Here is a 25,615-nt window from a genome sequence, read left to right on the forward strand (position 1 = left end):
AAAGTTGTAAGAAATCTGAAAGGGGTGTTAGTGTCTGCGAAGTCCAATCACATCGCCCTGATTCCTCCCAAGTTCTGTGAGCCGGGAAGAGTTACCTATCGCCCCATCCTGGGCAAGGAGTGCTCATGCTGAAGAACCTGAAGAACGTGGCCCTGCTGTCCGTCACTGCTGTCCTCGCCGCGAGCTGCGGCACCCAGGTTGAAGCGCCGACCGCCTCCACTTCAGCGCTCCTGGAAACTCAGAGCTTGCAGAGCGAGGCGAACTACGTGGTGTCCAGTACCCAGGCACTGCCGGCCAACTTCCGTGCTGTTGCTGCCCGCAACGGGGACACCGTGATCGCCGCCAACGAGGCCGCGGGCTTTGCCTCGGTGCGCACCCGTAATCCGGCGGCGTACCGGAAGTATGCCGACATCGTGGTGCGCGACGTGACCCTGCAGTGGATTCCCAATGAGAAGCACCAGGAGATCAGCGCGGAGGATGTCGACGCGAATGCTGCGATCCAGGGGACTGGCACCAATCCCTTCGCCTCTCTGCTGTGGGGCCTTGACGCGGTGAATGCTCCGGAAGCCTGGGCCGCCGGGGTTAAGGGCAAGGGCGTGCGCATCGCCGTGCTGGACAGCGGCATCGACCGGACCCACCCAGACCTGGTGGGCAACCTGAATGCGGGCCTGAGCGAGTCCTTCGTGCCCAATGAGGAATATTTCGTCCGTCCGGGGGTCTTTTTCAACCACGGAACGCACGTGGCGGGCACGATTGCCGCCAGTGACAACAACGTCGGCGTGATCGGCGTGGCTCCGGAGGCAGAGATCGTGGCGGTGAAGGTGCTGTCCGAATACAGCGGCAGCGGCTCTTTCGGTGGGATCATCGCGGGCATCATGTACGCGGCGGACATCGGCTCCGACGTCATCAACATGAGCCTGGGCGCGACCCTGCAGAAGCGCGGCTTCACCGACGACAACGGCACGCCGGACGATCCCAAGGACGACTTCTTCGTTCCAGGAAGTGCGAAGGACGTCGCGGAATTGACGACTGCCCTCAGCCGCGCGACCACCTACGCCCACCGCAAAGGCGTGACCATGATCGCCTCGGAAGGCAACGACGCCATCGACAAGGACCACAGTGCGGACGTGATCAGCGTTCCGGCCGACAGTGCGCACGTCCTGTCCATCTCGGCGACCGCTCCGGAAGGCTGGGCGAAGACCCCCACCGTCAACCTCAACGGACTGTCCTCGTACAGCAACTACGGGGCATCGGCGGTGAACTTTGCCGCTCCTGGGGGCGACTTCGACCTCCCGGGCAACGATGTGTGCACGGTCGGCAGCGTACGTCAGCTCTGCTACGCCTTTGACATGGTCTTCAGCACGGTGGCCGGTGGGCGCTACAGCTGGTCGGCCGGCACCAGCATGGCAGCACCGCACGCCTCCGGCATCGCCGCCCTGATCATCGGCCAGAATGGCGGCCAGATGAACCCTGCTCAGGTTGCCAGCGAGATGGCCAAGCGGGCCCAGGACTTCGGCAAGCAGGGCAACGACCCCGCCTACGGCGGTGGCCTGGTCCACAGCGGGTTCTAAGCGTCAGGTACCTTGAGAAACGCCTCCAGAGGCGCTTCTTTTTGGTGTACTGTGGCTGTCCACGTCTTGTGACAGAGCAAGGGCGCAGCGACAGAGATTTTAAGGATCAATGGCGTCCTTTGATCGTTCGAAGAAGGAGCCAGTCTGACTCAGGAGTTGCACCTCGCATAGCGCAGTGAATAGCCGTGCTGGCGGAGAAATTCCGAGTTTCTGCTGAACGTCAGGAGCAGGCGGTTCAAATGAACGTCTGGCATGACCGTCATCAGTGCCAGAGCAGCACACGCCTCCAGGGTCATCCCGGTCTCTCGGTGCAGGATGGCCAGTGTCCAGGCCAGGAACACCAGCAGGACCCAGCGATCCAGGCCCACAGCAGTTCGCAATGCGAACTGCGCCAGACCAAACTGGTGCTTGCCCTCCTTGAAGAACGATTCCTCACTCCACCGCTTTGCCCCCTCGGCGACCACCTCGTCGCCTTCCATCAGTTCCGAAGAAACCGCGTGAAACACCCGGTCTCCACGGTCGACGCGACCCAGCACCAGCGGGTCATGCGGCCAGTTCTTCAATTCGATGTAGCCTCCATGCGGACAGTCAGCCACCGTGACCTCGCCTGGGTGCATCGTCCGCCGGGTTGACCGAACGCCCACCACAAACTCGAAGCCCAGCTGCCTGACTTCATCCAGGAAGACAGCGGATTCGAATCCGCTGTCTGCTAACACGCGAATCCGGAATCGACGACGGATCGCGTCTGGGACGGTTCGCAGAAGTTCTCGTGCCAGAGTCACTGGGGTCGCTGTCCCCTTGCCCCGGTAGACCCGGTACCCCACGGGAAACTTCACCGCTCCGTATTCGGCGAACAACACGACCAGATGGATGCCGTGAACCTCGTTGTAGACGCGAACGAAGGGCAGCGTGCTGCCCTTTTTTTCGATGCTGGTCAGGTCGACACTCAGCCGCAGGAGTGGGCGGTGTTTTCGTCGGGCCGCGACAAGCAGCGCGTCCCACTGGGCGCGCTGCAAGATGGCCCAACCCTGTGCCGTATCCCAGGGGTACTCGTTCAGGAGGCGGCTCAGCGCACTTTTGCTGACCAACTCAGCGCGGTGCAACGCCGTTTTGGTGGCAGTGTCCAGGAACATCGACAGCGCAGCCTCCAGGCTGCGCTGTTGGTAGGACGTGGTTGGAACGGCCAGGAACTCATCTGCCAGAATGCGGACGCGCTCCCCCAGAATCTGTGACGTAGACACTCCCAGATTTTCTCGGCTGGGAGCGCTTCCCCGTCGTTATGCAGGTGCAACTCCTGAGCCAAAGCGTGTGGGCCTGGCCCTGAGCATGTTGGCCATCGCGCGAGGGGCCTGACGCGGGAAGGGAATGATAGGTTCCTGTCGCTCCGTGCCCGTCCCCGTTCCAACTCTGGCCGGTCCTCTGTCCTGCTAAAACGCCGCCCTGACGCCCTGGCACGACTCAAAACGTAATCCAAGTTACTAAAGCAATCTGCTGTTCCTGTTCGATTCCGTTGGCAAAGTTAGGCACTGACTGAAATGCGTGTCAAGATCGGCACTTTTCCTGAAATACGCGGGATGCCCTGTATCCAAGCGTCAAACCGCACCAGGTTGAGTGCTGCTGCGGTACTTACAGCCTGAAGGCCGACCTTCGCCAGGCCCCAATACCGTGCCCGGCGAAGGTCAAACCGCCGCACGGCCTGCGACATGGTGCCCTCAATTCCAGCTCTCACCTGGTACGCCTTCAGCCACTCTTCCTCCGACTGACGTGCGCGTGCGCTGTTCAGCGCACGAAATCGATCCTCAGCACAAGGTGTAAGGTGCGGCCTCGCTTCAGGGTGTCGGCGTTCGTGCAGCGGTGCCGGACAGGACAGCGACCACAGGTCTGATACCTGAATTTCACCGTGATGAAGGTGGTGCCACGGCGTGGCACCTCGGTCCAGGCTGAATTCAGGTAGCCTTGCGGGCACCTCACGTCCTTCTTGTCCCAGTCGATCTGGAAATCATCGTGTGTGAAGGCTTCTGGGGTTCGTCGTTGCCAGTTGCTGGGACGCCGTGCTGGGACGCCGTGCCGGGCCAATGATCTGCGTTTCACTGTCGTGGTGGAGGGCCAGCCATTCCGCGCTGATATAGCCGCCGTCCATCAGATGTTGCGTGGGGACAAAGCCCTTGGCGTTCATCTGTGCCTCGATGCGGAGAATGGCGAGAACGTCGTTCTCTGGTGCACGGGTCAGGTGAACGTTCGTGATGAATTCAGGCGACGCCAGGTCGCAGGTTTCACTCAGGTGAACTCGGTATCAGACCCAGTTCTTGCTCCTGTTCGCAGCGAAGCGGGTATCACCGTCATACGGGGAAGCGGGCCGTTCACTTGCAGGAGGTTGTTCATGCTTGGTCTTCCACCGGACAGCTTTGCTGTCCAAACGCCGTTTAGGGCCTGGGGCTTGCGGGGCAAAAATAGCGTGCTGAGCGCATAAAAAGGGGAGCGATATGGCTAGATATCGTCCCTGCCACAGTTTAGGCCGCCGTGCGGCCATTCGCCACTTCTACCGCTGGACCCGGCGACCTGACTACTCTTCAAAACGGGTGACGGGCAGCAGAAAGTCGGCTCCTGTACGGTGTTTCTGCGATGAAAACCCCTGGGAGCCGACCCCCCCACGATACCTTGCAGACTGCCCTGCGGTCTGCCTTTCCTCTTGATGCCCGCCGCCTGGTCGTCTTCACGGCCTTGGTCCTGGCGGTCATCCAGGCTCGTACGGTCGTCCTGTACTGCGTACGCTGGCGTAATCCGGCGGGGGTCGCTGGAGTTATCCGGCACCTTCCGCTGGTCTAATCCGGCACCCTGCGCTGGTTGATTCCGGCACCCTCCGGTCGCGGACGAGACTCCCCTGGTCATCCTTGCAGGATGACCAGAAAGCGAGCGTCCATGCGAAAAATCAGGGAAGTCTTGCGGTTGAAACTGGAACTGAAGCTCAGTGACCGCCTCATTGGACAAAGCGTCCAACTCGCCCGCAGCACCGTGCAGGATTACGTCGCACGCGCTCAGCAAGCGGGGCTGAGCTGGCCTCTCCCCCCAGAGCTGGACGATGTCCAGCTCGAAGTGCTGCTCTTTCGTACCCGTGAGCAGGCTGCCGTCAGTGTCACCCACCAGCCCGACTGGGCCGCCATTGACCGGGAACTGCGGCGCAAAGGCGTCACTCGTCAACTGCTGTGGGAAGAGTACCGTCGGCACCATCCGGACGGCTGGCAATACGCAACTGAGGGTGCCCCAATTGCGGTACCAGCCGATTTGCAAAAGTCAGCGTACCTCAGCCCGCCTGTTCGAGGCGGGCGAATTCGTTCGGGGTCCGTCCACCGAGCGAGGTATGCGGCCTGACGGCGTTGTAGTCCTGGCGCCAGGCAGAGAGGATCAGGCGTGCCTGATCCAAGCTTTGGAACCAGTGCAGATTCAGACACTCGTCCCGGACACGGCCGTTGAAACTCTCGATGTAAGCGTTCTCGACGGGCTTCCCCGGCCGGATGAAGGTGTGCGTGATGCCACGCCCATGGGTCCAGAGATCCAGGCCCTTGCCCGCGAACTCTGGGCCATTGTCGGTGGTGATCGACTGCGGTGCCCCCGGAAGCGGACCACCGCTTCCAGAGCGCGGACGACGTCATGCCCGGTGATGGAGGTCCCGACGTGCATCACCAGGCACTCCCGGGTGAAGTCATCCACGACGTTCAGGACCCGAAACCGCTGCCCGGAGGCCAGCTGGTCCGACATGAAGTCGAGGCTCCACCGCTGATTGGGCGCAGAAACCTGCGGTTTCTGCTGTCGCTCTCCTACACTGAGCTTGCGGCGCTCCTTCTTTCGAACGGCCAGCCCTTCAGCCCGGTAGATCCGGTAGACGCGCTTGTGGTTGACGGTCTCGCCCTCTCGACCCAGCATCAGGTGAATCCGCCGGTACCCGAACCGAGGTCGCTCTCGGGCCAGTGTGCGGAGACGCTCGACCAGGCGTTGGTCTTTTTCCCTTTTGGGGCTGTTCCGTCTTTGCGTGGTCCGGGAAAAGCCCAGCACCCGGCAGGCCCGACGTTCGCTGACCGCAAAAGAATCCCGCAGCAGGGTGGGCCTGCCTCGGTTTTGCGTACTTTCGGTTACGCCGCTACGGGTTCCCTGATCCGCTCGAATTCTACCGGGCTTCGGTAGCCCAGGAACGAGTGCCGCCGTTGCCGGTTGTAGAACATCTCCACGTACTCGAACACCTGTGATCGCCCCTCCTGGCGCGTGTGGAACACGTGGTCCAACAACAGCTCTCGCTTCAGGGTCGAGAAAAAGCTCTCCACGACGGCGTTATCGAAACAATCCCCTTTCTTGCCCATGCTCGCTAGGGCGCCCTGGGCCTCCAGGGCGCCTCGGTAAGCGGAACTCGTGTATTGGCTGCCCCTATCGCTATGGTGGATCAGTCCCGGCGGCGGTCGCCGCCGGTCCAAGGCCATCTTGAGTGCCGAGAGCGGCAGGTCCGTGGTGAGCCGTTCCCCCATCGACCAGCCCACCACCAGCCGGGAGTGCAGGTCCAGCACGACGGCCAGATACAACCAGCCCTCTTTTGTGGGCAGGTACGACATGTCGCTGACCCACACCGTGTTCGGTGCGGTGACCTCGAAGTTGCGGCGCACCAGGTCCTCGGCGGGTGGGTGAGCCGGGTCCGCCTGGGTGGTGGCTTTGTACCTTTTGCGGACCTTGCCCCGCAGGCCCGCCTCACGCATGAGGCGGGCCACCCGACGACGCGAGCACGCCGTCCCAGCAGCTCGCAACTCGGCGTGAACCCGGGGGACGCCGTAGCGGCCCTTGCTCCTGATATGGATGCGCTCAATCTCGTCCTTCAGCTCGGCATCCTTGGTTTTCCTCGTGCTGATCGGCCTTCCTCGCCAAGTGAAGTACCCGCTCTTGGTCACGCCGAGCATGCGGCACATCACGTCGAGACGAAACTCGTCCCGGTGCCCTTCGATGAACTCGAAGGCCGTCATTGTTCCCGGGCGAAGAAGGCCACGGCTTTTTTCAGGACATCACGCTCCTGACGTGCAATGTCCAACTCCCGTTGCAACCGCTTGATTTCGGCCTGCTCAGGGGTCAGGACCTGCTTCCCGTGCCCGGGAAAGGCCGCCCCTCCCTGCCCTGCGAACTCACGCATCCAGCGGTGCAGGGCCGAGTCGCTGATCCCCAGGCCCTGCGCGACCTGGAGCACGCTCCGGTCCGGCTCTTTGGCGAGCCGGACGGCCTCCTGCTTGAACTCTTTGCTGTACCTCTTTCGCTCTCCCACACCCCACCTCGCTTGAATTGTCGAGGCGTTTCCTCAGGTACGCAAAACCGCGGTACTTCCAGGGTCACCATCTGCTTTTTGAGGGGCGTCTGCGCCTGGGACGACGTCCCAGGCGTCACCACTTTCGCCCCACCACCTCCTTCAGCATGGCGTTGTCGAGCGACAGATCCGCTACCAACTTCTTCAGGCGCTGGTTTTCTGCTTCCAACTGGCGAAACTTGCGGGTCTCGTCTTTGGTCATCCCACCGTATTTGGCTTTCCAGCGGTAGATGGTCGTCATCGCGACTCCATGGAGTCGCGTCAGATCGCTCAGCGGCGTGCCTGCCTCAAGCTGCCCGAGGATGTCCAGGATCTGTTGTTCGGTGTACCGTTTGCCTTTCATGTGCCTCCAAGTTTGCTGCTCGATTTGCAATCAGACTGGCACCGGAAACAGGGGCAAGGTCACCGAACCCAGTGCCGCCATCCTGGACGCACAATCGGTCCGGTGTAGTCCACAAGCCGGACCAAGAGGGAGAGATGCCGCCAAGCGACTGATCGGACGCAAACGGCATGTGTTGGTTGATGCCTTGGGCCTGCTGCTGTTTGTGCTGGTCACCAGTGCGAACGTCCAGGACCACAACGGCGGACGGTTTGTGCTCAACGCTGCACGGCACCGATTCCCTCGGATCGAACTGGTGTGGGTGGACCGGGGCTATCAGGCAGGTCTGGTGAGGTGGGTCAAAGCCCTCTGTGGTTGGAGAATCGAAGTCGTGCGCCCGGAACCGGGCGCACGCGGCTTTCAAGTCTTACCCAGACGATGGGTGGTGGAGCGTTCTCTAGCCTGGTTGACCCGTTCCCGTCGGTTGAGCAGAGACTTCGAGGGACGACCTCAGACCACAGAGACTTGGTGCTATCTCGCCAATATTCGCCTCATGCTTCGCCGTCTTGATCCCTGCTGACACCCTTTTCAAACAGGCTCTCAGATGTCCGTCCGGCGCTTCGCCTTAGCTGTACTTCGGGAATATTCAGGGAGGGGACACAGGGGCCAGCATCCGAGATGCTGGCCCCTGTGCTATGGCTCGTTCTCTGCCTCGCTGGACCCGACATTTCCCTACCTGGTTTGCGCCCTTTCTGGTGCATTTTCGCCACCGAGCCCAGCGGACCTGGGCGCCTCTGTACGTCCGTGGATTGTGCAGCACGGTCCACCGAAAAAGCATGCAGCCCTTGGCTGCCGTCGTGGCGCCCGGGAAAGAGGACCATCTCCAGCAGTTCATCACCGACAGCCCCTGGCTGACCGAACCCCTGGAAACCCTGCTCGCTCAGCGGGCTCAGCAGATGCTGGGTGGCAAAGACGCCGTGCTGATCATCGACGACACCTGCTTGACAAAGTTCGGCACCAAGTCTGTCGGCGTCGCCCGTCAGTATTCCGGGCAGGTCGGGAAGATCACCCCCTGTCAATGCCTCGTCTCCCTGACGTTGGCCCAGCACGACTTGCCGGTTCCGCTCGCCCTACGGCTCTTCTTGCCACAGGAGTGGACCAACGATCCCGCTCGGCTCAGGGCGGCTGGTGTTCCGTTGGAACACCAGCCGCCACAGACCAAGTGCGAACTGGCGCTGAAAGAGTTGGACCGGGTGCGTCCACACGTCACCTTCGGCATGGTTCTGGCGGATGCGGGGTACGGCGTGAACGCCCGGTTCCGGCAGGCACTTACCGAGCGAGGACTGCTGTGGTCGGTCGGCATCACCCGCACGCAGACGGTCTATCCCAGGGACGTTCGCTTGATCCCCATCCCTCGGATCTTCCGGGGCAGGAAACCGACGCACCCAACCCCATCCGAGGACCGACTGTCGGTAGAAGAAGTGCTGGCGGGTGCTGCATGGCAGCACCTGGTATGGCGACATGGAACCAAAGGCCCGCTCTCCGGACGCTTCGCGGCTGAATACGTTCGCCTGGCAGACGGGGAGGAATACGCTCGCAGTCAACATCTGCCGGGTCAAGCCGCCTGGATCATCGGAGAACAGCGACGAGGTGAGGAGCGCAAATACTACGTCTGCAATCTGCCCCCTGACACGCCGTTGTCGCGGTTGGTGGAAGTCACCAAGCGCCGCTGGGCGTGTGAGCTGAGCCACCGGGAGCTGAAGGACGAAGTCGGGCTGGACCACTTCGAGGGCCGGTCCTGGCAAGGTCTGCATCACCACGCCGTGCTGTGTATGGTGGCCCTGACCTTCCTGCAATGGCTTCGCCTCACCCAGCCCGACGACCTCAGAGGCGACACCATTCCGGCCATTCGAGCGGAGGTGGCAGGGGACTTGCCCCTGCCACCTCCTTGCCGCCGATGTCACACCTGCACCGCCTTATTCAGCGGCCCCTGAATATCCCCGAAGTACAGTTAGAGGCTGCCAAGAACAGGGACGAACTCGAGGGGCGTGGCTCTGAGAACAGCAGAATGGGTGGGTGACGCGGCGAGGCTACCCCAGCGACGTTGACGACGACACCTACTTGTTCCTGCTCCCGTACCTGCTGCTCAGCCGTGCGGATGCAGGTCAACGGAAGTACCCCATCCGGGATGTCCTGAACGCCTTGCTGTGGATGGCCCGCACGGGGGCGCAGTGGAGCTATCTTCCAAACGACTTTCCTCCTGCGGAGACGGTGCGCCAACAGGCGCACCGTTGGTTCGTGGCAGGCTGCTTCGAGAATGCCGCCCACGACCTGCGAATCCTGGCCCGGGTGGAGCAAGGTCGAGATCCCGAGCCGTCCGCGGTGGTCATGGACAGCCGAACCCTCCAAAGCACACCTGAAAGCGGTCACCGTGCGGGCTATGACGGGGCCAAGAAGCGCAAGGGCACCAAGGTTCACCTCGCCGTGGACACCCTGGGACACGTGCTGGCTATCCTCACTTCCCCAGCCAACGAACAGGACAGGGCACAGGTCAAAGACCTGTGCCTAGAGGTGCAGGAAGCCACCGGAGCACAGGTGGAAGTCGCCTTCGTGGATCAAGGGTATACGGGAGTCCAGACCGCGTTAGACGCGACGGATGCGGGCGTCGAGCTGGTCGTCGTGAAGCGTCCAGAAGCGACCAAGGGGTTCATCCTGCTTCCGAAACGCTGGGTGGTTGAACGTTCGTTTGCGTGGCTGGCACGCTTCCGGAGGCTGAGCCGAGATCTGGAACGCCTTCCCTCCACATTGGTTGGGTTCCACTTCCTCGCCGCCTGCATTCTGCTCTGCCACAACCTCACGCCACTTTTTGCTTAGGGTTCTTGGCAGCCTCTAAGAGGACCAGTACGGCCGTATTGACCCGCCCCACGCCTTCGAGCCAGGCGAGCCAGGGAGACGAGCGCCGGGCGGTCCAAGGCCGTCCCCACAGCCGCGACCAGGAGCACGGCAGCCGCGGCAAAACCGACGACCCGCGCTTCCGTCAGGCCGTACTCCATGACCCGCTGGGAAAGGCCATACAGCGCGAGCATCGGAAAGAGGGGCAGCAGGAACAGAGTCCCCGACGCGAGCCTCCGCGCCCCGTCTTGCCCGACTGGGCGCTCCTCTCCATCCTGATACGCCGCCTGGGTCAGCAGCAGCACGGCCAGGTCAGGGCGAGGTAGGTGGACGACGAGGGCAGGCCCTCGAACAGGCGTTCGGCGCTGTGCAGGCCCACAACCGGTAGGGCCAGCACGAAGAGCCCGGTCAGCACCGCGGCGGGAGGCAGCAGCAACAACAGCACCGTCAGCAGGACACGGACTGGGGTCTCCAGCAACTCGGGGCGGGTGCGCAGCCGGGTCACGCTGAAGGCGAAGGCCGCTCCAGCGAGGGGCAGGAAGACCCAGGGCTCTCGCAGGAAGCGGGGCACGGCGCCCAAGCCGATGCCGCCGAAGAGGGCCGACACCAGCGCGATCAGCAGGCCCATCACGCCGGTGAACAGCGTGACCCCGACCAGCAGGGTGGCGGTCATGACTAGGCCGCGGAACAGCAGTGAGTAGGGGAAGCGCCAGGTTCCTGCGAGGGAGGCCACCTGGACGAACAGCAGACCGACCACGCCGATAATGCCCCCCAGAGCCGCCGTTCCCGCGGTGCCCAGGGCCAGGTGCGAGAGCACGGCGAGGGCAGTGAAGGCCGTGACGCCCAGGGTGCCCCAGGTGAGTCGGGCCTCCTGGGTCAGGAAGGCCCCCAGCAAGGAGAAGGCCAGGGGGAGCATCACCACGGGGACCGTCAGAACGGTGGACCAGGGCGCGGGGAACGGGGCCTCCTCAGCCCCCTGCTGAAGCCACCAGAACAGCAGGCCCTGCATGAGGCCCACAAGAAGGGCCAGCCATGGGGCAGGCACCGCGAGAACGGAAGGAGGCACGGCTCAGTCTCCCGGGGAAGAGGTCGACGGGAGCATCCGACCAAAGGGTGACCCTGACCGCAGGGAGGACGACTGGGCCTCAGACTGGGAGAGACAGTTGCTCCCTCACGGCGTTCCCGGGAAGCCCGAGGCGTTGCAGCCGTCCACCCCGACGGTGCCTCCCCGGCGGCGACACACAGGAATCAGGGCTTGACGGCTTACCGCGGCGATCACGATCCGGACCCCGTAGCCGAAGTCCTTGGTCTTCAGGCGCGGTGAGAACTGCGCCAGGGCCACGAACGCGCCTTGCCCGTCCGCCCGTCCCCAGTTCAGGTACTGCTCGCCGTCCCAGAGGTAAACGAAGTGCAGGTCCCCCGGACGCGTGTCCTCAAGGGGCAGGATCAGGGTCAGCACGCTGGGCGTCAGGAGCCGCTGAGCGTAGATGCGGTAATGACCAATCACCCGGAAGGGCACCTCGTTCAGGATGTAGCTCTTTGCGAAGGGGGCGGGCAGAACCGGGCGCAGCTTCTGGAAGAGAAAGCTCACCCGGGGCTCGTAGGCGTACTCCCCCGGTGCGCTCTCGACCCCGATGCGCAAGCCTTTCCCCAGATCGAGATCCCGGCGGGTCTCGACGTGCGTCAGGAAGTCCAACCGCTTGGTGTACAACACCTCGGAGGGGGCGGCGGAGGCCAGGGAGAGGGGGACTCCGGCCCACAGGAGCAGGCGTCTCACGGGACCGTCAGCTCCTGAACTGGGGCCAGCAACCACACGACCCGGCCCGTCTTCAGGGTCACCTTCAGGCCCGCGTGGACCTCATACCTCCCCGCGGGCAGTGGTGTGCCGTCACTCCGGCGCCCATTCCATGCGCCGCGCCACGGGAAGGGCAAGGGTTGGCCATCTTCCGAACACGGATGCCACCCCTGACGCCCCCAGAAGCCGGGCGAGCCTCCCACCACGTCCCCACTGCGGGGGTCGACCACGTTGATCACGGGCTCGCAGCGCCAGGCTCCCTGGGCCAGCCAGGGCGTCAGGTCCGTGGTGAGTTCAAAGCCATATTGCCCTCCCCAAGGTGTCCCCTCCACCTTCAACTGCGCCGGTCCCTGCCCCTGGTCAGGCACGCGGGTGGGGGGCAGGATGCGGAAGCGCACCCGGTCCAGGGGAAGTCTCCGTTCTCGGAGCAACCGCTCCACGCCCACCTGTGCCCGGCGGTCGGGCACGAAGACGAACACGGCCTACCGTCCCCCTTCCTCTCCCAGGCGCGTCCGGAACTCGATGCCAGACGCGCCGTCACGCAGCACGGCCCGCACCTGCGCGGTGCCGGTGGCCGGGTTCCCGGCCACCACCTCGAACGTCTGGTCCGGGGGGCGGATGACCTCCGCGTCGGGGACTCCCACCTCGAACGTCGCGCGGATCAGGTACCGACCCGGCGGCACCAGCGCCCCGGTGGGGAGCTGCAGGTTCCACTCCCGGCGCCCCACCGTCACCGTGCTGCGGGCGGGGACCAGCGTGTGGTACAGCACGGAGAGGCAGGTTTGCGCTCCCGGAACTGGCAGCACGACCTCGCGGGTGGCCGCGTCGCGAATCTCCACCTCCAGGGCACAGGCGCCGTGATCCAGCAGCAGGGGCTCCTCGCTGGGATTGGTGACCTTCAGCTCGATGGGGAGGGTGTCTCCCTGGGACACGCGGGCGGGGACCTCCAGCCGGGCTTGGTGGAGCGCACCGAACGCGGGGCCCTCCGGCAACTTGCCTGCCGGAACCGGTGCGATGACGACAATGCCCGGGGGGAGACCCTGCTCGGCGAGAAAGGCCCGGGCACGCTCCTCCATGCCGGGCAGCAGCAGCTCGACGACCACGCGGTTGCGCGTCTCGTCGATGTCGATGCTCTGCCAACCGTCGATGCCCCGGGCGGCCACCTTCGCTTCCAGCAGTTGCTCGGCGTTGAACTGGCCAGGTACGAAGACGACCGTCTCCGGGGAGAAGCCTCGTCGCCTGAGTTCCTCGCCTTGAACCGCGAACAGCTCGCGCACGGCCGCTTGGCGCTGGGCGGGGTCAGTGGAAGTGACGTAGACGGAGAGCAGGCCATCCCGCACGAAGAAGCCCCCATACGCTGGAGCCTGGCGGGCGATCTCCGCGTTCAGCTCGTCGATATTCAGGCGTGGAGCAGGCTGGGAGCGTGCGGGCGATATGGGAGGGGGCGTGACCTGACCCAGCGCAGAGCCAGTCAATAGAGCTGAGAGCAGCAGAAGGCGGGACCAGGGCATGTCTCAGCTTTCGGGAGTGTGGCTGACCACAGATGAGGCCAGGTCAGCGCCGCAGCGTCTGGCCTTCACGTGGGAGGGGGTTCCTCAGGCACCTCCACCCGGTGCTTGTGGCTGCGCTGTCCGGAAGACGATGTGGCCCTCCTGACCTCCCGTCACGACGCCGAAGCACAGACCCTAGGTGCCGTTTTTGGGACTGGTGAGGGGACGGACCACCACCTATATGTCCCCCAGATGGCCTATGACCCTCACCGCTTGCGCGAAGCCGGGGTTCGCCACGTTCCGCGTGCCTGGCCTCTGTTGCCGCATGGCGTGCGCTGTCCAGCATAGGGAGCGACCCGCTGACACTGCATTTCACCGCGTTCCGCTGCGGCAGAACGTGGGGCGCGCCAGGCGTCCAACATTGACATAGATCACGTGCATAAGGCGGAAGAGCGATGGAGGCGGAGGGCATCACTCACGGTCCTTCCACAGCCGCCAGGCCACCCTCGCCCCAACCACACCGAGAGTGGCCAACACCGCCGCCAGAGGCCCAGCGCGGAGAGCGTAGCCAACTTCACCGGAAGCGGCGACCAAGAGGGCAAGTGCAGCCAGTCCCATTGCCGCACAGATCGACAGCACGGCACAGAACCCCAAGAAGGCTGCCCCCATTTGAGCGGCGTCACCGCAGCCACGCTCCCACGAACCGCCGCCCAGCCCACGTCCGCAAGACCGGTCGGCCACAGGTATTCACGGCCTTATCTTCCATTGTGGAGCAAGCTGTGGGCGAGCGGGAGGCAAGTCGGCGAAGTCTCCTGACCCAGCGCAGAGCCAGTCAACAGGGCCGAGAGCAGCAGGAGTCGGGGCCAGGGCATGCTTCAGCTTTCGGGAGCCTGTCTGACGGCGCATGAGGCCCGGTCCGGGCCAACGCGTCTGGCCTTCACATGGGAGGGGGCCCCTCAGGGCACCTCCACCCGGTGCCTTAACTGGCCCTCAGCTTCCCAGCGCAGCCCCGAGCCCAGATGCAGCAGCGCCACCGCGGCCTTCCTGGAGCCGCTTTGTGCCAGTGCCCGCAGGTTCGAGGTGTAGCGCACTCGTGGCTGCAACGTCCGGAAGACGATCTGGCCGTCCTGCCCCACCGTCACGACATCGAAGCCCAACCCCCGGGTGCTGCGCCCAGGCTGGATCATCGGCCGCACCACCACATACAGGTCCCCCGGCTGGCCCCGGACCCGCACCCGCTGCGCGTGGCCCTGACTCTGGCTCGTCCGGCTCCCCTGACGCGGCAGAAGGCCACCACCCGCAAAGGTCGTCACCCGGTAGCCGAACGCCAGCAGGCCCTCGGCAGCCCGTTCGACCAGCTCCTCCGCGGCGATACCCCGTCCCGGCTGGCCGAGTTCGAGCCGCAGCCGTCCCACCTGAACCACGGGGCCGTCCAGGGGGCGCTCGATGGTCAGGAGGCGATTAGTGCTCGACCGCAGGGCCTCCAGCAGCCCCTCGCCCTCCAGGAAGGTCTGCCCGTCCCGGGTGAACACCTGCTCGCTCTGTTGAGGCAACAGCGACTTGCCAGGGAGGTCACGGTGAAGGCGTTGCATGAACGCGTCGAAGCGCGCATCGCTGATAGGAAGTTCAAAGCGGCCTGTCACCCCCCCGGTGTCCAGCCACGTCACCTCCAAGAGGGTTTCCGTCAGCCGCGCCGGTTCTCCCCCGGCCGCTGCCTCCGGGTTGGGGAAGGAATGGGTCACGGTCTTCAGGGTGGCCCCCTGCTCCTGAAGCTGCGCCCGCAGGCTGTCCAGGCCGACCCAGAAGGAACGGTCGTCCTGCGAGCAGGTCCGCTCTCCTGGAGGCGGGCCCTTGGCCCCGCAACGGGCGATCAGGCCCTGGGTGGTGACCGTGATGGGCTGAGCGAGGGACGGCCACACGGTGAACAGGCCCAGGGCGGGCGCGGCGCTGCTCAGGCCCCCGAACAGGCCCACCCGGGGCCAGAGGTGGATGCGGCGCAGGCCGCTGGCCAGAGGCGCCGGGTCGCCGAACTCACGCAGGGCGAGATGCAGGGCCTCGTCGGAGCCCACCCCGGTGATCTGGTGCTCGGCGGCACGTTCCAGCACGCTGCCCTGGAGTTCCTCGCGGATTCTAAGCCGCTCGGTCTTTGGCAGGCCACGGGTCGCGCGGTCGAGATAGCGGTCGAGGTCGTTCATCCCTTCCCCCAGCGTTCGGTGAGGCCCTGGTGCCAGCGCCCGTAGGCGTCGCGCTTGGCGTCGAGGGCGGCTTGCCCCTCCTCGGTCAGGCGGTAGTAGCGCAGCGGGTGCCCGCCTCGGGCGCTGGGGCGCGCGTCGCTTGTCAGCCAACCCTTCTTTTCCATGCGGTGGAGGGCCGGGTAGAGGGTCCCGGCGTTGAGGTCGAGGTCGCCGCCCGTCAGGGTGCGCAACTCCTTGGCCAGCTCCAGGCCGTAGCGCTCTTCACCTTCGAGCAGGGTCAGCAGGGAGAGCTCCAGGTCGCCATCGTGGGTGGGCATGTCTCATTATAGAGAGACGATATAGAAAAGCAATGTTGAAGGCTGAGTGTCGCGTTGGGACACTCCAGCCCTGTGTTTCCTGCCGAGGTGGTCAGAGCTGGCTGCATCAGCCTGCGAAGGCCTTGGGTCTCCTCGCGTGATCCTCGACCTCCTGCTGGCGGCCCCGGTCCGTCAGGAAGACGACGCGACCCGCGCCGGGCTGGCCCCGAAGCCGGGGAAGAGCTGCTCGGCCCGGCCGCTGCCCAGGTGTCCGGCGGCGTCCGGCACGCGCAGGCTGGTTCCGGCCCGGCGCAGGAGCCCCGATTCCAGCAGGCGGACATACCGGTCGAACAGGCGGGCGAGGTTCTCGGCCAGGACGTACCGGACGGCCACCTGCTCCCCGAAGGTCCGCACCTCCCCGTACCGGGCCAGGTTCACGCCGATCAGGCCCACCTTGGCCTCCCACAGGGGAAGCCAGTCGTGGGGCGTCGAAGGTGGCACGTGCGGGTTGAAGGGCTGCAGGTTGCCCCGACGATCCGCTTCCCCGAAGGTGGTCGGCCCGGCCCGGCCCAGTTCGTCCACGGGGATGCTCCGCGCCCCGAGGAGGTCGCCCCAGTCCCGATGCTGGCGGTACAGAACCCTCACGCCCTCCGGCAAAGCCCGGCCCAGGCGCCGCTCTGCCGCTCGCAGCTCTTCATCCGACGCTCCCGGCGACAGTGTGTCCAGCAGGTCCGGGTGGTGAAGGTGTAGCCAGGCGTCCAGCCGCGCCAGGGCCTGCTCAAGCGGCAGAGGTTCATTTTCCTCGGGCGCCGGGGGCAATGCCCGGGAGGGCGCCGCCCCGAAACCGGGATAGAGGTCCGCGAGGCGGAAGTACCCCTCCCCCCGGGGCCCAGCGGCGTCGTGCAGCTCGCTGGCCCACATCTCACCCTCGTAGCCTGGGAGGGCCTGCACGGTCACCTGGCCCGCCTCCAGCCGGGTAAGGTACTCGCGCAGGAAGGTTTCCAGGTCCGGCGCGAGCACGTACCGGTGGGTCTCGTCGCGGCCGGTGGTGATGACCTGCCCCGGCTGCCCGCACAGGTCCGGGGCCAGGTCCAGCGCCACGGCGTTGCCCCCTCCATCCGACAGGAAGGGCACCACTGACGGCGGGGCGTACTGCTCCCGGATCGCCCCCGTGGGATGAGAGACGACGTAGATGTCGATATTGATGTCGGCCCCGTCGCCCTGCGCGATGTCCTGCCACATCGTGGCGGTGTACTCGACCTCGGCCAGCGGCATGAACGCGAGACCGAGGACCCCACCGACCGACCAGCCCTGCCCGTCGTGCCAGCAGTACAGAGCACGGAAGGCCGTGGGAAGTTGCAGGGCCATGCGGGCTTCGAAGGCGTCCAGATCCGCGTCGGTCACGCCTGGGCGCAGCGTCTTCCACACGGCGGGCAGGTGCGTGGCGTACCACTGGTCGAGCCGGGAGAGCACGTCGGCGAGCGGGGGGAGCGGACTCATGGGCAGCATCATGGCGTGCCCTGGCGGCTCAGGGGGCTGGCGTCCGTGCTCCGACCTAAGCTGTTCCAGCCCCCTCGCTGGGCCACCGGGGGACGGGCCGTCAGCTGGCCGGCACCGGCACGCTCAGCACGCTGCGCTCGGTGACCACCACCAAGCGTCCACCCAGCAGCCAGGTGCCGTCCGCGGCGCGCACCACCTGCTGCGCCTGCACCTCCCACACCGGGCGGGAGGGGGCCGTCTCCGGGTGCAGGGCCGCGAGGAGGGCCCAGTCACCGCGTACGTATTCGGGCAGGCACTGGACATGCCGCGCTCCGCGCAGGGTTCCCTCGGCGCAGACCTGGGCGTCGTGGACGAAGGGACGACTCAGGTTGCGCCCCCTTCAGGGCCGGGAAGGTGTAGCGGACGGTGACGCTGCGTCCACTGCGCACCTCCGTCACGACGATGCCAGACCCCCGGCCGGAACCGAAGACCCGGCCGCCCGCCACCCGCAGCGGCTCTCCTCCCTCGGGGTTGGACCAGACCGTGTGCCCGGTGGTGACCCTGACCCCCTGGCTGTACCCCTCCAGGCCCGTGTGGGCGGCAAAGATAGCCACGCCAGCATCCACGGCGAACGGTCCGATCGGGTCCCCGGCCCCCACCTGCCAGAGGGGCTGTCCCGTCTGGGCGTCCCAGGCCCGCACGTCGTTCGCGGTGGACCCCAGGATGACCCCACCTGCCCGCCTCAGGAAGCGCAGGGGCGTGCTGATGGGGGCGCGGCCGCCCCAGGTCAGGGCGCGGGCCGCCGGGGCACTCCAGACCCACCTCCCGGTCCGGGCGCCGAAGGCGTGAAGCTGCGTGAACCCGTCGTCAGCCACCACCAGGCCGCCTTCCACCGCCAGGACCCCGAAGGACTTCAGGGGCGCGGCCCAGAGCTGGGTTCGCAGGGAGGGGTCGTAGGCCCGGACGTGGCCCCCGGCCATCAGGTAGACCCGCGTGTCATCCGCGACGACGCGGGGCACGGCGGGCGAGGTGACGACCGCATGGACCTGTGTGGGCAGAACCGGATGGGGCCAGGGACCCCCACCTGCACTCGCCCAGCCGAGCAGGGCCAGGCGCAGGCATGCAGGGAACATGGGGAAGGCCACCTTACCTGAGGCTGGTGACGGGAGGCTGAAGTCCTATCCTCAGGTATACGCCCCGCCCTGCTGCTGCTCGCCCTGACGGGCCAGGCCCTGGCCGGGGGCCGTGAAGCCTCACCCCCGCCTGTTCCCTCCCTGGTGTCCACCCCACAGGCACAAGCCGCCTCCCGGGAGGTCCGGGCACTCCTGGCCCGTGGGCAACTGGGCGAGGCCCGCAGGCGTGCGGCGCTGGCGGTGCAGGCGACGGCGGCCCGTCTCCCTCCCTGTGTTCACCCCGGCCCGGCGCAGGGCAGCACCTTCACCGTGCTGTTCTGGCCCGGCGAGGCCCTGCGGCTCCTGACCAGCGTGGGGGGCGGACGGGTCACTCTCTACGAAGTGCAGCCGGAAGGTGTGCGCCGGGTCTGGCAGGCGCAGAGGAGTTTACCAGCCGCGTCCGGCCCGGCGCTGGCCCGGGTGCTGGGCGTGCGGCCCGGCGCCCCCCAGTGCGGCACGCCGCCTGCCCTGAACGGCCCGCTGGAGGCCTACAGCTTCAGTCCCTTCGCGGGGGCGAGGTTCGTGGACGTGGTAAATCCCGACGGAAGGACACAGCGGGTGCGTGCGGTCAATCTGGACCGGCAGGAACCGGATGGCCGCGTTACTTTCTGCGGGCTACCGGACGCGCCGCCACAGGACCCACCCTGAGGGGAGCACCTCACGGCCCGGGCGCCTCCGCTGTGGAGGGTGGGACCTGGATGTCCGAACAGATGGGACCCGTGTCCTGCGGAAAGACGCCGATCACCTCATCTCCCCGGCCGAAGCTCCCAGACCTGTACGCCCTGCGGGTTCAGGGTCACGAGTGCCCGGCGCCCGTCGCTGAATCCCAGCGGCTCGGCCCGGACGGGCAGGCTGGCCAGTGGCTGCCCGCTGCCGCCGTCATGCAGGCTGAGCCCCTGTTCACCGCGGTTCAGGGCGAGCAGCTTGCCATCTGGACTCCACAGCAGGCGGCGCGGCTCCTGCCAGGACGCCGCCCGGTCCCGGTAGGACGCCTGCGGGTACGACCGCAGGGCCTTCCCGGTGCGGGCATCCAGCAGCCACAGCCCATTGCCACCCGACACGGCCACGCGTGTCCCGGCAGGATTGGCGAGGAGCCGCGGCACCGAGATGCCGAGGTTTCCCAGCGACTGCACCTTCGTCCCGGTCCGTGCTCGCCAGATGCCCGCTGGCCACTGGGACGACAGCGGCTTGCCCGGCTCGAACCGCGGGTACTGCATCCCCAGCACCCATGCCTGACCGTTCACCCACTGCACGGTGGGGACGGAGACGGCCAGCACGCCGCCGCGTTCCTGTTCCTGCCCCGAGCGGGAGGGCACGCCCCGGCCCACGCTCGTCCCGGTGTTCACGTCCCGGACCTCGAAGGTGTCCAGGTTGCCCGGCACATGGTTGACCCCAGCCAGGAAGCCTCCGTTGGGGGACCAGCTCAGCTCCTGGGCCGGAAAGTTCGGGAAGGTGCGCTCCCGCCGCCCCGTGCCGACGTCCCACAGGAACGCCGCACTCCCGGCGGCGTACTTCTCGATGATGACGCCGCTCATCGTGAAGAGCCCGCCTGCCAGCCCCTTCCCGTTCGGGCTGAAGGCCAGCGAGCGCCCGCCAATGAACTCGTAGCGTGGGGAGGCGGGCGGCAGAAAGCCGCGCAGGGTCTTCAGGGTGTTCCCCCGCGGATCGGTGAGGCGCACCGTGGCGTCTCCCAGGTTCAGGGCGAAGGTCCGTCCATCCGGGCTGACGGCGGCGGTCTTGACCGTGCCGTAGGTCGCCTCGTCCAGACCGCTCCTGAGATTCCAGCGCTTGACGGTGCTGTCCTCGCTGGAAGTCCAGAGCCTGTCTCCCGAAAGGGCGAGGGATTCCACCTTCTCCGCGTGCCCCACGAGCACCAGCTCCCGTCTCAGATCCGGCAGGCCGAGCTGGACGACGTTCCTTCCGGAGGCGACCAGCACGCCCTTCCCGCCGGGCCGCAGCGTCAGGGCCTGCACGCCGTCGGGCAGGAGGGCTTCCCCCAGCTTCCGGCCGGTCGCCAGGTCCCAGCGCTTCACCGTGCCGTCGTTCGCTCCGGAGATCAGGGTGCCGTCCGGGGCGAAGGTCAGCCCGGTCACCCGCCCGCCGTGCGCGGTCTGGCCCGCACGGCCCGCCTGGGTAGCCTGCGCAGGAGAAGGCTGATCCCTGAGGATGCCGGTCCTTTGACCCGTCGCCGCGTTCCACACCACGATGCCCCCGCCGAAAGAGCCAGAGGCCAGCACCGCACCCGCCGGGTGAACGGCCAGGGACAGGACGCGGCCGTAGAAGCTCTCCTCGCGGGACGGTGCCTCCGCCGCCGCGGTGATGCGGAAGGCGTCCCAGGTCGCCTTCCCTGTACGTGCATCACTGCGGATGAGGTGCCGGTTTCCGACCGTATCGAGGTGGGAGAAGTAGACCGCTGTCCCGTCGGGGCTGAAGACGACCACGGGGCTGCTGGGGACCGCGTCGCTGGAACTGTGGCTCCAGCGGACCCGGCCTGTCGTCACGTCGTAGGCCTGAACGTCTGAACCGATGTTGATGAGGGTCTGTCCGTCGGGACTGAAGGCCAGTGCCCCGTCGTACGTGTTCGTGGTGGCGATCCGGCGAAGTTCCTGGCCGGTCCGGGCGTCGCTCAGGACCAGGGGGGCCCGGCTTCCCCGCACCCGGTCGAGCCGCAGCACCGCGACCGTCCGCCCGTCCGGGCTCGAGGCCAGCGGTCCGGTGCCCAGGCTGGGCGTCTGCACGGTAGTCCGCAAGTGAGGGGTCAGGGGCGTGGTCTGGGCGGGAGCCGCCGTGGACACGGCCAGCAGGAGGGACGCCAGCAGGGATCGGGCCATGCCACAGGCTAAGGGGCGGAGCTGACGCTGGCCTTCACCAGGGGGAGTGCCCTCCCCGCCGCACCTACCGCAGCCGCCACCAGTTCAGCGCATTGCCGTCGCGCACCAGCAGTCCCGTCCCCTCGGGCGTGAAGGCGGCGGTGGGCCAGGGTGTCGGATACCCACAGCCGGTCAAGCGGGCCAGCCCGGTCGTGAGGCCAGCGGGCAACTTCACCTCCCGCCGCGTCTCCAGGTCGGCCACACGCAGGCCGTAGAAGGCCGCGCCGCACCCGTCCCCGGACGCCTCATACAGCAGCACATGACGGCGGTCCTTGGCGTAGTCCAGCAGCCTCAATCCCCGGTACACCTCCCTCGGGTCGCCGGTCCGCAGGGTCAGGCCGGGGTCCGCCTGGCCCGTGCGGGGGTCGAGGCGATAGAGGTACAGGTCGGCCTGTTCGGGTTGCACTTTGCTGCGCCGGGCCACCCCCCGCACCACCGCCCGGCCATCGGGACTGGGCAAGAAATAGGGGCGGTACTCGCTGCGCCACCCCTCCTGCCACAGGACCCGGCCCCTCTTGTCGGTGACGCTCAGCCGCGACTGGGAGCCCCCACCCGGCCGCTGCCGGACCTCCGTCCGCAGTTGGATCGTCCCCACTGGGCGGATATTGGGCTCCTGGCTCAGCAGCCGCCCCGTCCTCGCGTCCCAGGTGCGGCTCTGCCAACCATTGCTGCCTCCATCCTCCAATCGCGCGAACAGCGTCTCCTCGCCGGAGAAGCTCAACTCCGTTCGGTAGACGTTCTCCGGCAGCGCGAAGGTGTGCAGGGTGCGCCCGGCACGGTCGAGGACCGCCACACTTTCGGAGCGGGCCACGGCGATGAACTGGCCGTCTGGACTCACCACCAGCCCGGTCACGCCCTCCAGTCCCGACCCGCCCAGGCGCCGCCCCTGACCCCCCGGACGCACCACCCGCAGTTCGCCCTGCCCGTCGCCGGTGTCCAGCGCCACCAGGGCGCTTCCGCCGGGCAAGGGCACCGACGCCGTGACGGGCGTGCCCAGGGAACGGACGAAGGCCCCGTCCGAGACGCGATGCACCTCGGGCACGCTGCCGTCCCGCACAGTCAGGAACAGGGTGCCGTCGGGCGAGGGCACCGCGTCCCGCAGTTCACCTCTCCCCACGATCCAGCGGGGTCCCTGACCACTCAGGCTCCACAGGCTGACCTGATGCCCGCTGGCACTGTACGTGACGGAGGTGGTCCGGGGCGTCGCGGTCAGCAGCCGCCCCGTATCCACCCAGCGCACCTGGGGCTCGTCGTCGCGCCGTGCCCCGAAGCTGCCAAGCACCTGCCGCGACAGGACCTTGCCGTCCCGAGTGGCTATATCGAGGTACAGGACCGCGTCCCGGTCATAGGCACGCTTCTCCACGCTGCGCAGCGCCGCGACTCGCGTGCCGTCGGGCGAGGGTTCCACGTCCAGCACCTGTCCGGCGGGCAGGGTGATGTCACTCACTGGCCCCTCCCGCCCCGACAGGCGCAGGGTTGCCCGTCCCTTCCGAGGGGGGAGGACCGTCACGCCGTACCCTTCCGCGCAGCCGACCAGTTGCTGTTGCGAGGGGGCGCAGATGTTCCCCAGCACGGCCCGCCCGTCCGCCCGCAGGGTGTAGGCGGTTTGGTAGGGAGTCCCCTTCTTGTAGCCCCGGACCCGGATGAACGGCCCGGTCAGGGCGCCGCCGTCCGCTCGGAAGCCGTCCAGAAGCAGCCTCGGCCCGTAGTCCGCCCTCGCGTCCGGCAGACTGGCCGGAGGGGTCAACACCTGGCGCGACAGGGGCCTTCCGGTCTGTGCGTTCCAGCGGTAGAGGAGCCGCGTCCCGTCCAGGGTGTAGGCGGTGCCGTCCGGTCCCCAGGCCAGCCCGCCCGCGAAGCCCGCCGGGGAATTCAGCGTGTCGAAGGTGCCTGCCGCGTGGCCGTCGAGGCGGGCCGTCCCGCCGGAAGAGAGTTGGAGGGCGGGGGCCGCGCCGGTCAGCACGGCGCAGGTCAGGGCAGCGGCCAGCCGCCAGCGGCGGGGCACCGAACGGGGCTTCGTCATGGGGCCCCAGCCTAGGGGCGGCAGGCTGACGGGCCGTGAGAGCGCGGCGCCGGGACTGGCCCCAGAGGCCGGGTCGGAGGTGGCCTGGCTGAGCAGACCCCGGGCCAGACGACCGTCAGCTCCGCAGCCTACCCTGGTGTCATGAAGTCAAGTCTCCTGGCGGCGCTGCTGACGCTGAGCGGCGGGGCATCCGCGGTCACGCTCCCCATCGAGCGGGTGCTCAGCGGTCACACCGGCTGGACGACAGGCGCGGCCCTCTCGCCGGATGGGCGGCAGCTCGCCCTGATCTCGCGCTCGGCGGTGTACCTGACCCAGGTGGGCAGCGGCAGACAGACGGCCTTGGCGGGTCACCTCGGCGTTGTGACGGGGGCCGCGTACACGCCCGACGGTAAGACGCTCCTGACCAGCGGCAGTGACGGTACCGTTCGGCGCTGGGATGCGGGCAGCGGGAAGCGGCTGTCCACCCTGCAGGCCTGTGGTCTCACGCCAGACGCGGCAAACAGCCATGAGTGGGCGACCTCGCTCGCGGTGCGGTCGGCCACCGATTTCACTGTGAGCTGCGCCGGAACCGTGCAGGTCTGGCGCGGCGGGCAGCGGGTCCGGACCCTGCCGGGAGACCTGGCCGCGTACAGCCGGAACGGCACCCGGCTGGCCGTCTCGAACGGTGGGCGGCCCCTGAAGCTCTATGACGCGCAGACGTTCGAGGAGAAGGCCGAGTTCGCCCTGCCCCGGCTGGCCCGGCCCATCGACGTGTTCACGACGCCCGGTCCGCCAAGTGCGCTGGCCTTTTCCCCGGACGGGACCCGGCTCGCCGTGGCCTTCAGTGACAGCATGCCCAAGGTCGAGAACTTCCAGGCAGCGGTGTACGACACCGCCAGCGGAGCATTGCTGTTCGAGTTGAACGGTTATCCGGACCTCGTGCAGGGGCTGGCCTACAGCCCCGACGGGAAAACGCTGGCGGCGACCGGGCGCAGCAGCGCCAAGCTGTACGACGCGGGCACGGGCCGGGAACTCCGGCGCCTCCAGCCCCCCAACACCCGCATCGGTGTGAACGCAGTGGCCTGGACCCCGGATGGCCGTCAGGTGATCGCCACTAGCACCCGGAAGGGCGCGGAGGTGCTGGACCTCTCCGGCCGGGTGAGCCGCACCTACACCGCTCCGGCCGACATGGTGCCTGCCCTCGCTTGGAACCCGGCGGGCACTGTGCTGGCCACAGGTGGCATGGACGGGCAGATCGTGCTCTGGAAGGGTACGGCTCCCCTGAGCCGCTGGCAGGCCCACCAGGGCGGCGCCACGGGGCTGCTCGGGGTCAACGACCTGACCTTCTCCCCGGACGGCATCCGCCTCGTCTCCGGGGGGCAGGACGGCACCCTGCGCTTCTGGACGCCCGGCGGGAAGCGGCTGACCAGCATCGGCCTGAAGTCCAACACGGTGGGCCTGCCGCAGTTCTCCGGGGACGGCCAGACCCTGCTGTTCGGGGAGGGGACGGCGCTGTACCTGGGGAACACGGCCCGGCTGCTGCGCAAGGCGGAGTGGCCCATCCAGCCCGTCACCCAGGCGCTGTACCAAGCCAGGGGTCAAGCCGGGTTCCTCGACCCGCTGCTGTGGAGGAAACAGACCGGGGAGACGTTCTGGCAGTTCAAAGGCACGGGCGGCAGCACCTTCGCCGCACGGCTCCTGCCTGATCACCGGACGGTGCGCGAGTTGTCCGCAGCCTCGAACGGCACGGCCCTGAGCCAGTACGACGCACTGACGGGCAAGATGATCCGGAAGATCCTCCCAGCCTCGACTTTCGAGAACGCCTACACCGCCTCGTTGGGCGCGGACGGGAGACGCTTCGCCTTCGGGAAGACCGACGGCACCACCGAACTCTGGAGCGTGGACAGCCGGCTGAACGTGCGGCGCCTGGCCTCCTTCCCGGGGGAGGGCCGGGTCTACAAGACGGCGATCAGCCCGGATGGTCGCTTCGTCGCTGCACGGCGCGGCGAGAGTGTGACTGTCTACGACGTGCGCCGGGGGGCCGAGGTCGGGACGTATCAGGGCCTCGCGGCCTCCTCCTCCGCCCTGGCCTTCAATCCAGCGGGCACACGGCTCGCGGTGGGCAGCGGTACGGCGCAGCGCGGCGGGACGGTGACGGTGTTCGAGGTCAGGTGAAGACCACAACGTCACAGCAGCCTTCAC

24 protein-coding genes and 1 pseudogene are annotated in these 25,615 nt (G+C 67.1%); 8 read left to right on the forward strand and 17 right to left on the reverse strand.

The genetic code is table 11. The features are described from left to right. The first annotated feature begins 125 nt into the window (after nucleotides 1–125). On the forward strand, nucleotides 126–1,571 hold the full coding sequence (locus C3K08_RS14685; protein WP_158679965.1) for a S8 family serine peptidase: 1,446 nt from the start codon (nucleotides 126–128) through the stop codon (nucleotides 1,569–1,571). Nucleotides 1,572–1,720: 149 nt separating this feature from the next. On the opposite strand, the gene C3K08_RS14690 is transcribed toward C3K08_RS14685, so the two are convergent. From C3K08_RS14690 to C3K08_RS18940, 3 genes are all read right to left on the reverse strand, one after another. Then, on the reverse strand, nucleotides 1,721–2,812 hold the full coding sequence (locus C3K08_RS14690) for a transposase (protein ID WP_102128614.1): 1,092 nt from the start codon (nucleotides 2,810–2,812) through the stop codon (nucleotides 1,721–1,723). A 278-nt stretch (nucleotides 2,813–3,090) separates the two neighbouring features. Beyond that, the gene (locus C3K08_RS18935) at nucleotides 3,091–3,465 is read right to left on the reverse strand and encodes a transposase (RefSeq protein ID WP_369848620.1); all 375 of its coding nucleotides are present in this window, start codon (nucleotides 3,463–3,465) and stop codon (nucleotides 3,091–3,093) included. Further along, nucleotides 3,351–3,662 carry a transposase gene (locus C3K08_RS18940; RefSeq protein WP_158679968.1) on the reverse strand — a complete coding sequence of 104 codons (312 nt, stop codon included), beginning with the start codon at nucleotides 3,660–3,662 and terminating at the stop codon, nucleotides 3,351–3,353. The genes C3K08_RS18935 and C3K08_RS18940 overlap by 115 nt, the downstream gene beginning before the upstream one ends. A 531-nt stretch (nucleotides 3,663–4,193) precedes the next feature. Here C3K08_RS18940 and C3K08_RS14700 point away from each other — a divergent pair. Then, nucleotides 4,194–4,343: pseudogene (locus tag C3K08_RS14700) on the forward strand (IS4 family transposase); the annotation flags it as partial. Nucleotides 4,344–4,469: 126 nt separating this feature from the next. After that, complete coding sequence (locus C3K08_RS18025; RefSeq protein WP_158679970.1) at nucleotides 4,470–4,940, forward strand: hypothetical protein; 471 nt, start codon at nucleotides 4,470–4,472, stop codon at nucleotides 4,938–4,940. On the opposite strand, the gene C3K08_RS18945 is transcribed toward C3K08_RS18025, so the two are convergent. The 4 genes from C3K08_RS18945 to C3K08_RS14720 all read right to left on the reverse strand — a co-directional run bounded on the left by C3K08_RS18945 (nucleotide 4,873) and on the right by C3K08_RS14720 (nucleotide 7,246). Continuing rightward, entirely contained in the window at nucleotides 4,873–5,127 is a 255-nt protein-coding gene (locus C3K08_RS18945; protein WP_369848621.1) for a transposase, read from the reverse strand. The two genes, C3K08_RS18025 and C3K08_RS18945, sit on opposite strands and share 68 nt — an antisense overlap. After that, complete coding sequence (locus tag C3K08_RS18950; RefSeq protein WP_104992222.1) at nucleotides 5,013–5,621, reverse strand: IS3 family transposase; 609 nt, start codon at nucleotides 5,619–5,621, stop codon at nucleotides 5,013–5,015. Before C3K08_RS18950 ends, C3K08_RS18945 begins: the two co-directional genes overlap by 115 nt. 77 nt (nucleotides 5,622–5,698) lie before the next feature. Beyond that, nucleotides 5,699–6,864, reverse strand: a protein-coding gene (locus C3K08_RS14715) for an IS3 family transposase (protein ID WP_104992223.1) whose coding sequence is annotated in 2 segments (ribosomal slippage) — nucleotides 5,699–6,594 and nucleotides 6,594–6,864 — 1,167 coding nt in all. Because the reading frame shifts where the segments join, the coding sequence is not laid out codon by codon here. Nucleotides 6,865–6,979: 115 nt separating this feature from the next. Continuing rightward, nucleotides 6,980–7,246 carry a transposase gene (locus C3K08_RS14720; RefSeq protein WP_104992224.1) on the reverse strand — a complete coding sequence of 89 codons (267 nt, stop codon included), beginning with the start codon at nucleotides 7,244–7,246 and terminating at the stop codon, nucleotides 6,980–6,982. On the opposite strand from C3K08_RS14720, the gene C3K08_RS18955 reads away from it, so the two are divergent. From C3K08_RS18955 to C3K08_RS14735, 3 genes are all read left to right on the forward strand, one after another. After that, nucleotides 7,245–7,802, forward strand: a complete 558-nt coding sequence (locus C3K08_RS18955) for a transposase (protein WP_158679972.1) — start codon at nucleotides 7,245–7,247, stop codon at nucleotides 7,800–7,802. The two genes, C3K08_RS14720 and C3K08_RS18955, sit on opposite strands and share 2 nt — an antisense overlap. 115 nt (nucleotides 7,803–7,917) lie before the next feature. Next, a complete protein-coding gene (locus tag C3K08_RS14730; RefSeq protein WP_104989851.1) occupies nucleotides 7,918–9,216 on the forward strand; it encodes an IS701 family transposase in 1,299 nt (432 codons plus the stop codon). An 82-nt stretch (nucleotides 9,217–9,298) separates the two neighbouring features. After that, entirely contained in the window at nucleotides 9,299–10,096 is a 798-nt protein-coding gene (locus tag C3K08_RS14735; protein ID WP_104989958.1) for an IS5 family transposase, read from the forward strand. A gap of 310 nt (nucleotides 10,097–10,406) precedes the next feature. Here the strand turns inward: C3K08_RS14735 and C3K08_RS14745 are convergent, their stop codons facing one another. The 8 genes from C3K08_RS14745 to C3K08_RS14780 all read right to left on the reverse strand — a co-directional run bounded on the left by C3K08_RS14745 (nucleotide 10,407) and on the right by C3K08_RS14780 (nucleotide 18,502). Beyond that, nucleotides 10,407–11,180, reverse strand: a complete 774-nt coding sequence (locus C3K08_RS14745; protein WP_158679974.1) for a hypothetical protein — start codon at nucleotides 11,178–11,180, stop codon at nucleotides 10,407–10,409. A 105-nt stretch (nucleotides 11,181–11,285) separates the two neighbouring features. Further along, nucleotides 11,286–11,891, reverse strand: a complete 606-nt coding sequence (locus C3K08_RS14750) for a hypothetical protein (protein ID WP_104992228.1) — start codon at nucleotides 11,889–11,891, stop codon at nucleotides 11,286–11,288. Further along, entirely contained in the window at nucleotides 11,888–12,388 is a 501-nt protein-coding gene (locus tag C3K08_RS14755; RefSeq protein WP_104992229.1) for a hypothetical protein, read from the reverse strand. Before C3K08_RS14755 ends, C3K08_RS14750 begins: the two co-directional genes overlap by 4 nt. A gap of 3 nt (nucleotides 12,389–12,391) precedes the next feature. Further along, a complete protein-coding gene (locus C3K08_RS14760; RefSeq protein WP_158679976.1) occupies nucleotides 12,392–13,420 on the reverse strand; it encodes a hypothetical protein in 1,029 nt (342 codons plus the stop codon). 935 nt (nucleotides 13,421–14,355) lie between these two features. Next, complete coding sequence (locus C3K08_RS14765; protein WP_104992231.1) at nucleotides 14,356–15,594, reverse strand: permease prefix domain 1-containing protein; 1,239 nt, start codon at nucleotides 15,592–15,594, stop codon at nucleotides 14,356–14,358. Beyond that, nucleotides 15,591–15,911, reverse strand: coding sequence for a PadR family transcriptional regulator (locus tag C3K08_RS14770; protein WP_104992232.1), 321 nt, complete (start codon nucleotides 15,909–15,911; stop codon nucleotides 15,591–15,593). The genes C3K08_RS14765 and C3K08_RS14770 overlap by 4 nt, the downstream gene beginning before the upstream one ends. Before the next feature lie 171 nt (nucleotides 15,912–16,082). Further along, nucleotides 16,083–17,390, reverse strand: a complete 1,308-nt coding sequence (locus tag C3K08_RS14775) for an SMI1/KNR4 family protein (RefSeq protein WP_158679978.1) — start codon at nucleotides 17,388–17,390, stop codon at nucleotides 16,083–16,085. A 269-nt stretch (nucleotides 17,391–17,659) separates the two neighbouring features. Continuing rightward, nucleotides 17,660–18,502 carry a PQQ-binding-like beta-propeller repeat protein gene (locus C3K08_RS14780; RefSeq protein ID WP_158679979.1) on the reverse strand — a complete coding sequence of 281 codons (843 nt, stop codon included), beginning with the start codon at nucleotides 18,500–18,502 and terminating at the stop codon, nucleotides 17,660–17,662. Nucleotides 18,503–18,646: 144 nt separating this feature from the next. Between C3K08_RS14780 and C3K08_RS14785 the strand changes: the two genes are divergently transcribed. Then, on the forward strand, nucleotides 18,647–19,189 hold the full coding sequence (locus tag C3K08_RS14785; protein ID WP_104992235.1) for a hypothetical protein: 543 nt from the start codon (nucleotides 18,647–18,649) through the stop codon (nucleotides 19,187–19,189). 98 nt (nucleotides 19,190–19,287) lie between these two features. On the opposite strand, the gene C3K08_RS14790 is transcribed toward C3K08_RS14785, so the two are convergent. After that, the gene (locus tag C3K08_RS14790) at nucleotides 19,288–21,372 is read right to left on the reverse strand and encodes a PQQ-binding-like beta-propeller repeat protein (RefSeq protein WP_104992236.1); all 2,085 of its coding nucleotides are present in this window, start codon (nucleotides 21,370–21,372) and stop codon (nucleotides 19,288–19,290) included. Nucleotides 21,373–21,436: 64 nt separating this feature from the next. After that, a complete protein-coding gene (locus C3K08_RS14795; protein WP_104992237.1) occupies nucleotides 21,437–23,434 on the reverse strand; it encodes a WD40 repeat domain-containing protein in 1,998 nt (665 codons plus the stop codon). A 141-nt stretch (nucleotides 23,435–23,575) separates the two neighbouring features. Here C3K08_RS14795 and C3K08_RS14800 point away from each other — a divergent pair, with 141 nt between their 5' ends. Beyond that, the gene (locus C3K08_RS14800; protein ID WP_104992238.1) at nucleotides 23,576–25,588 is read left to right on the forward strand and encodes a WD40 repeat domain-containing protein; all 2,013 of its coding nucleotides are present in this window, start codon (nucleotides 23,576–23,578) and stop codon (nucleotides 25,586–25,588) included. Nucleotides 25,589–25,615: the final 27 nt, after the last annotated feature.

Origin of the sequence: Deinococcus sp. NW-56 (genome assembly GCF_002953415.1) — a bacterium.
GTDB lineage: Bacteria > Deinococcota > Deinococci > Deinococcales > Deinococcaceae > Deinococcus.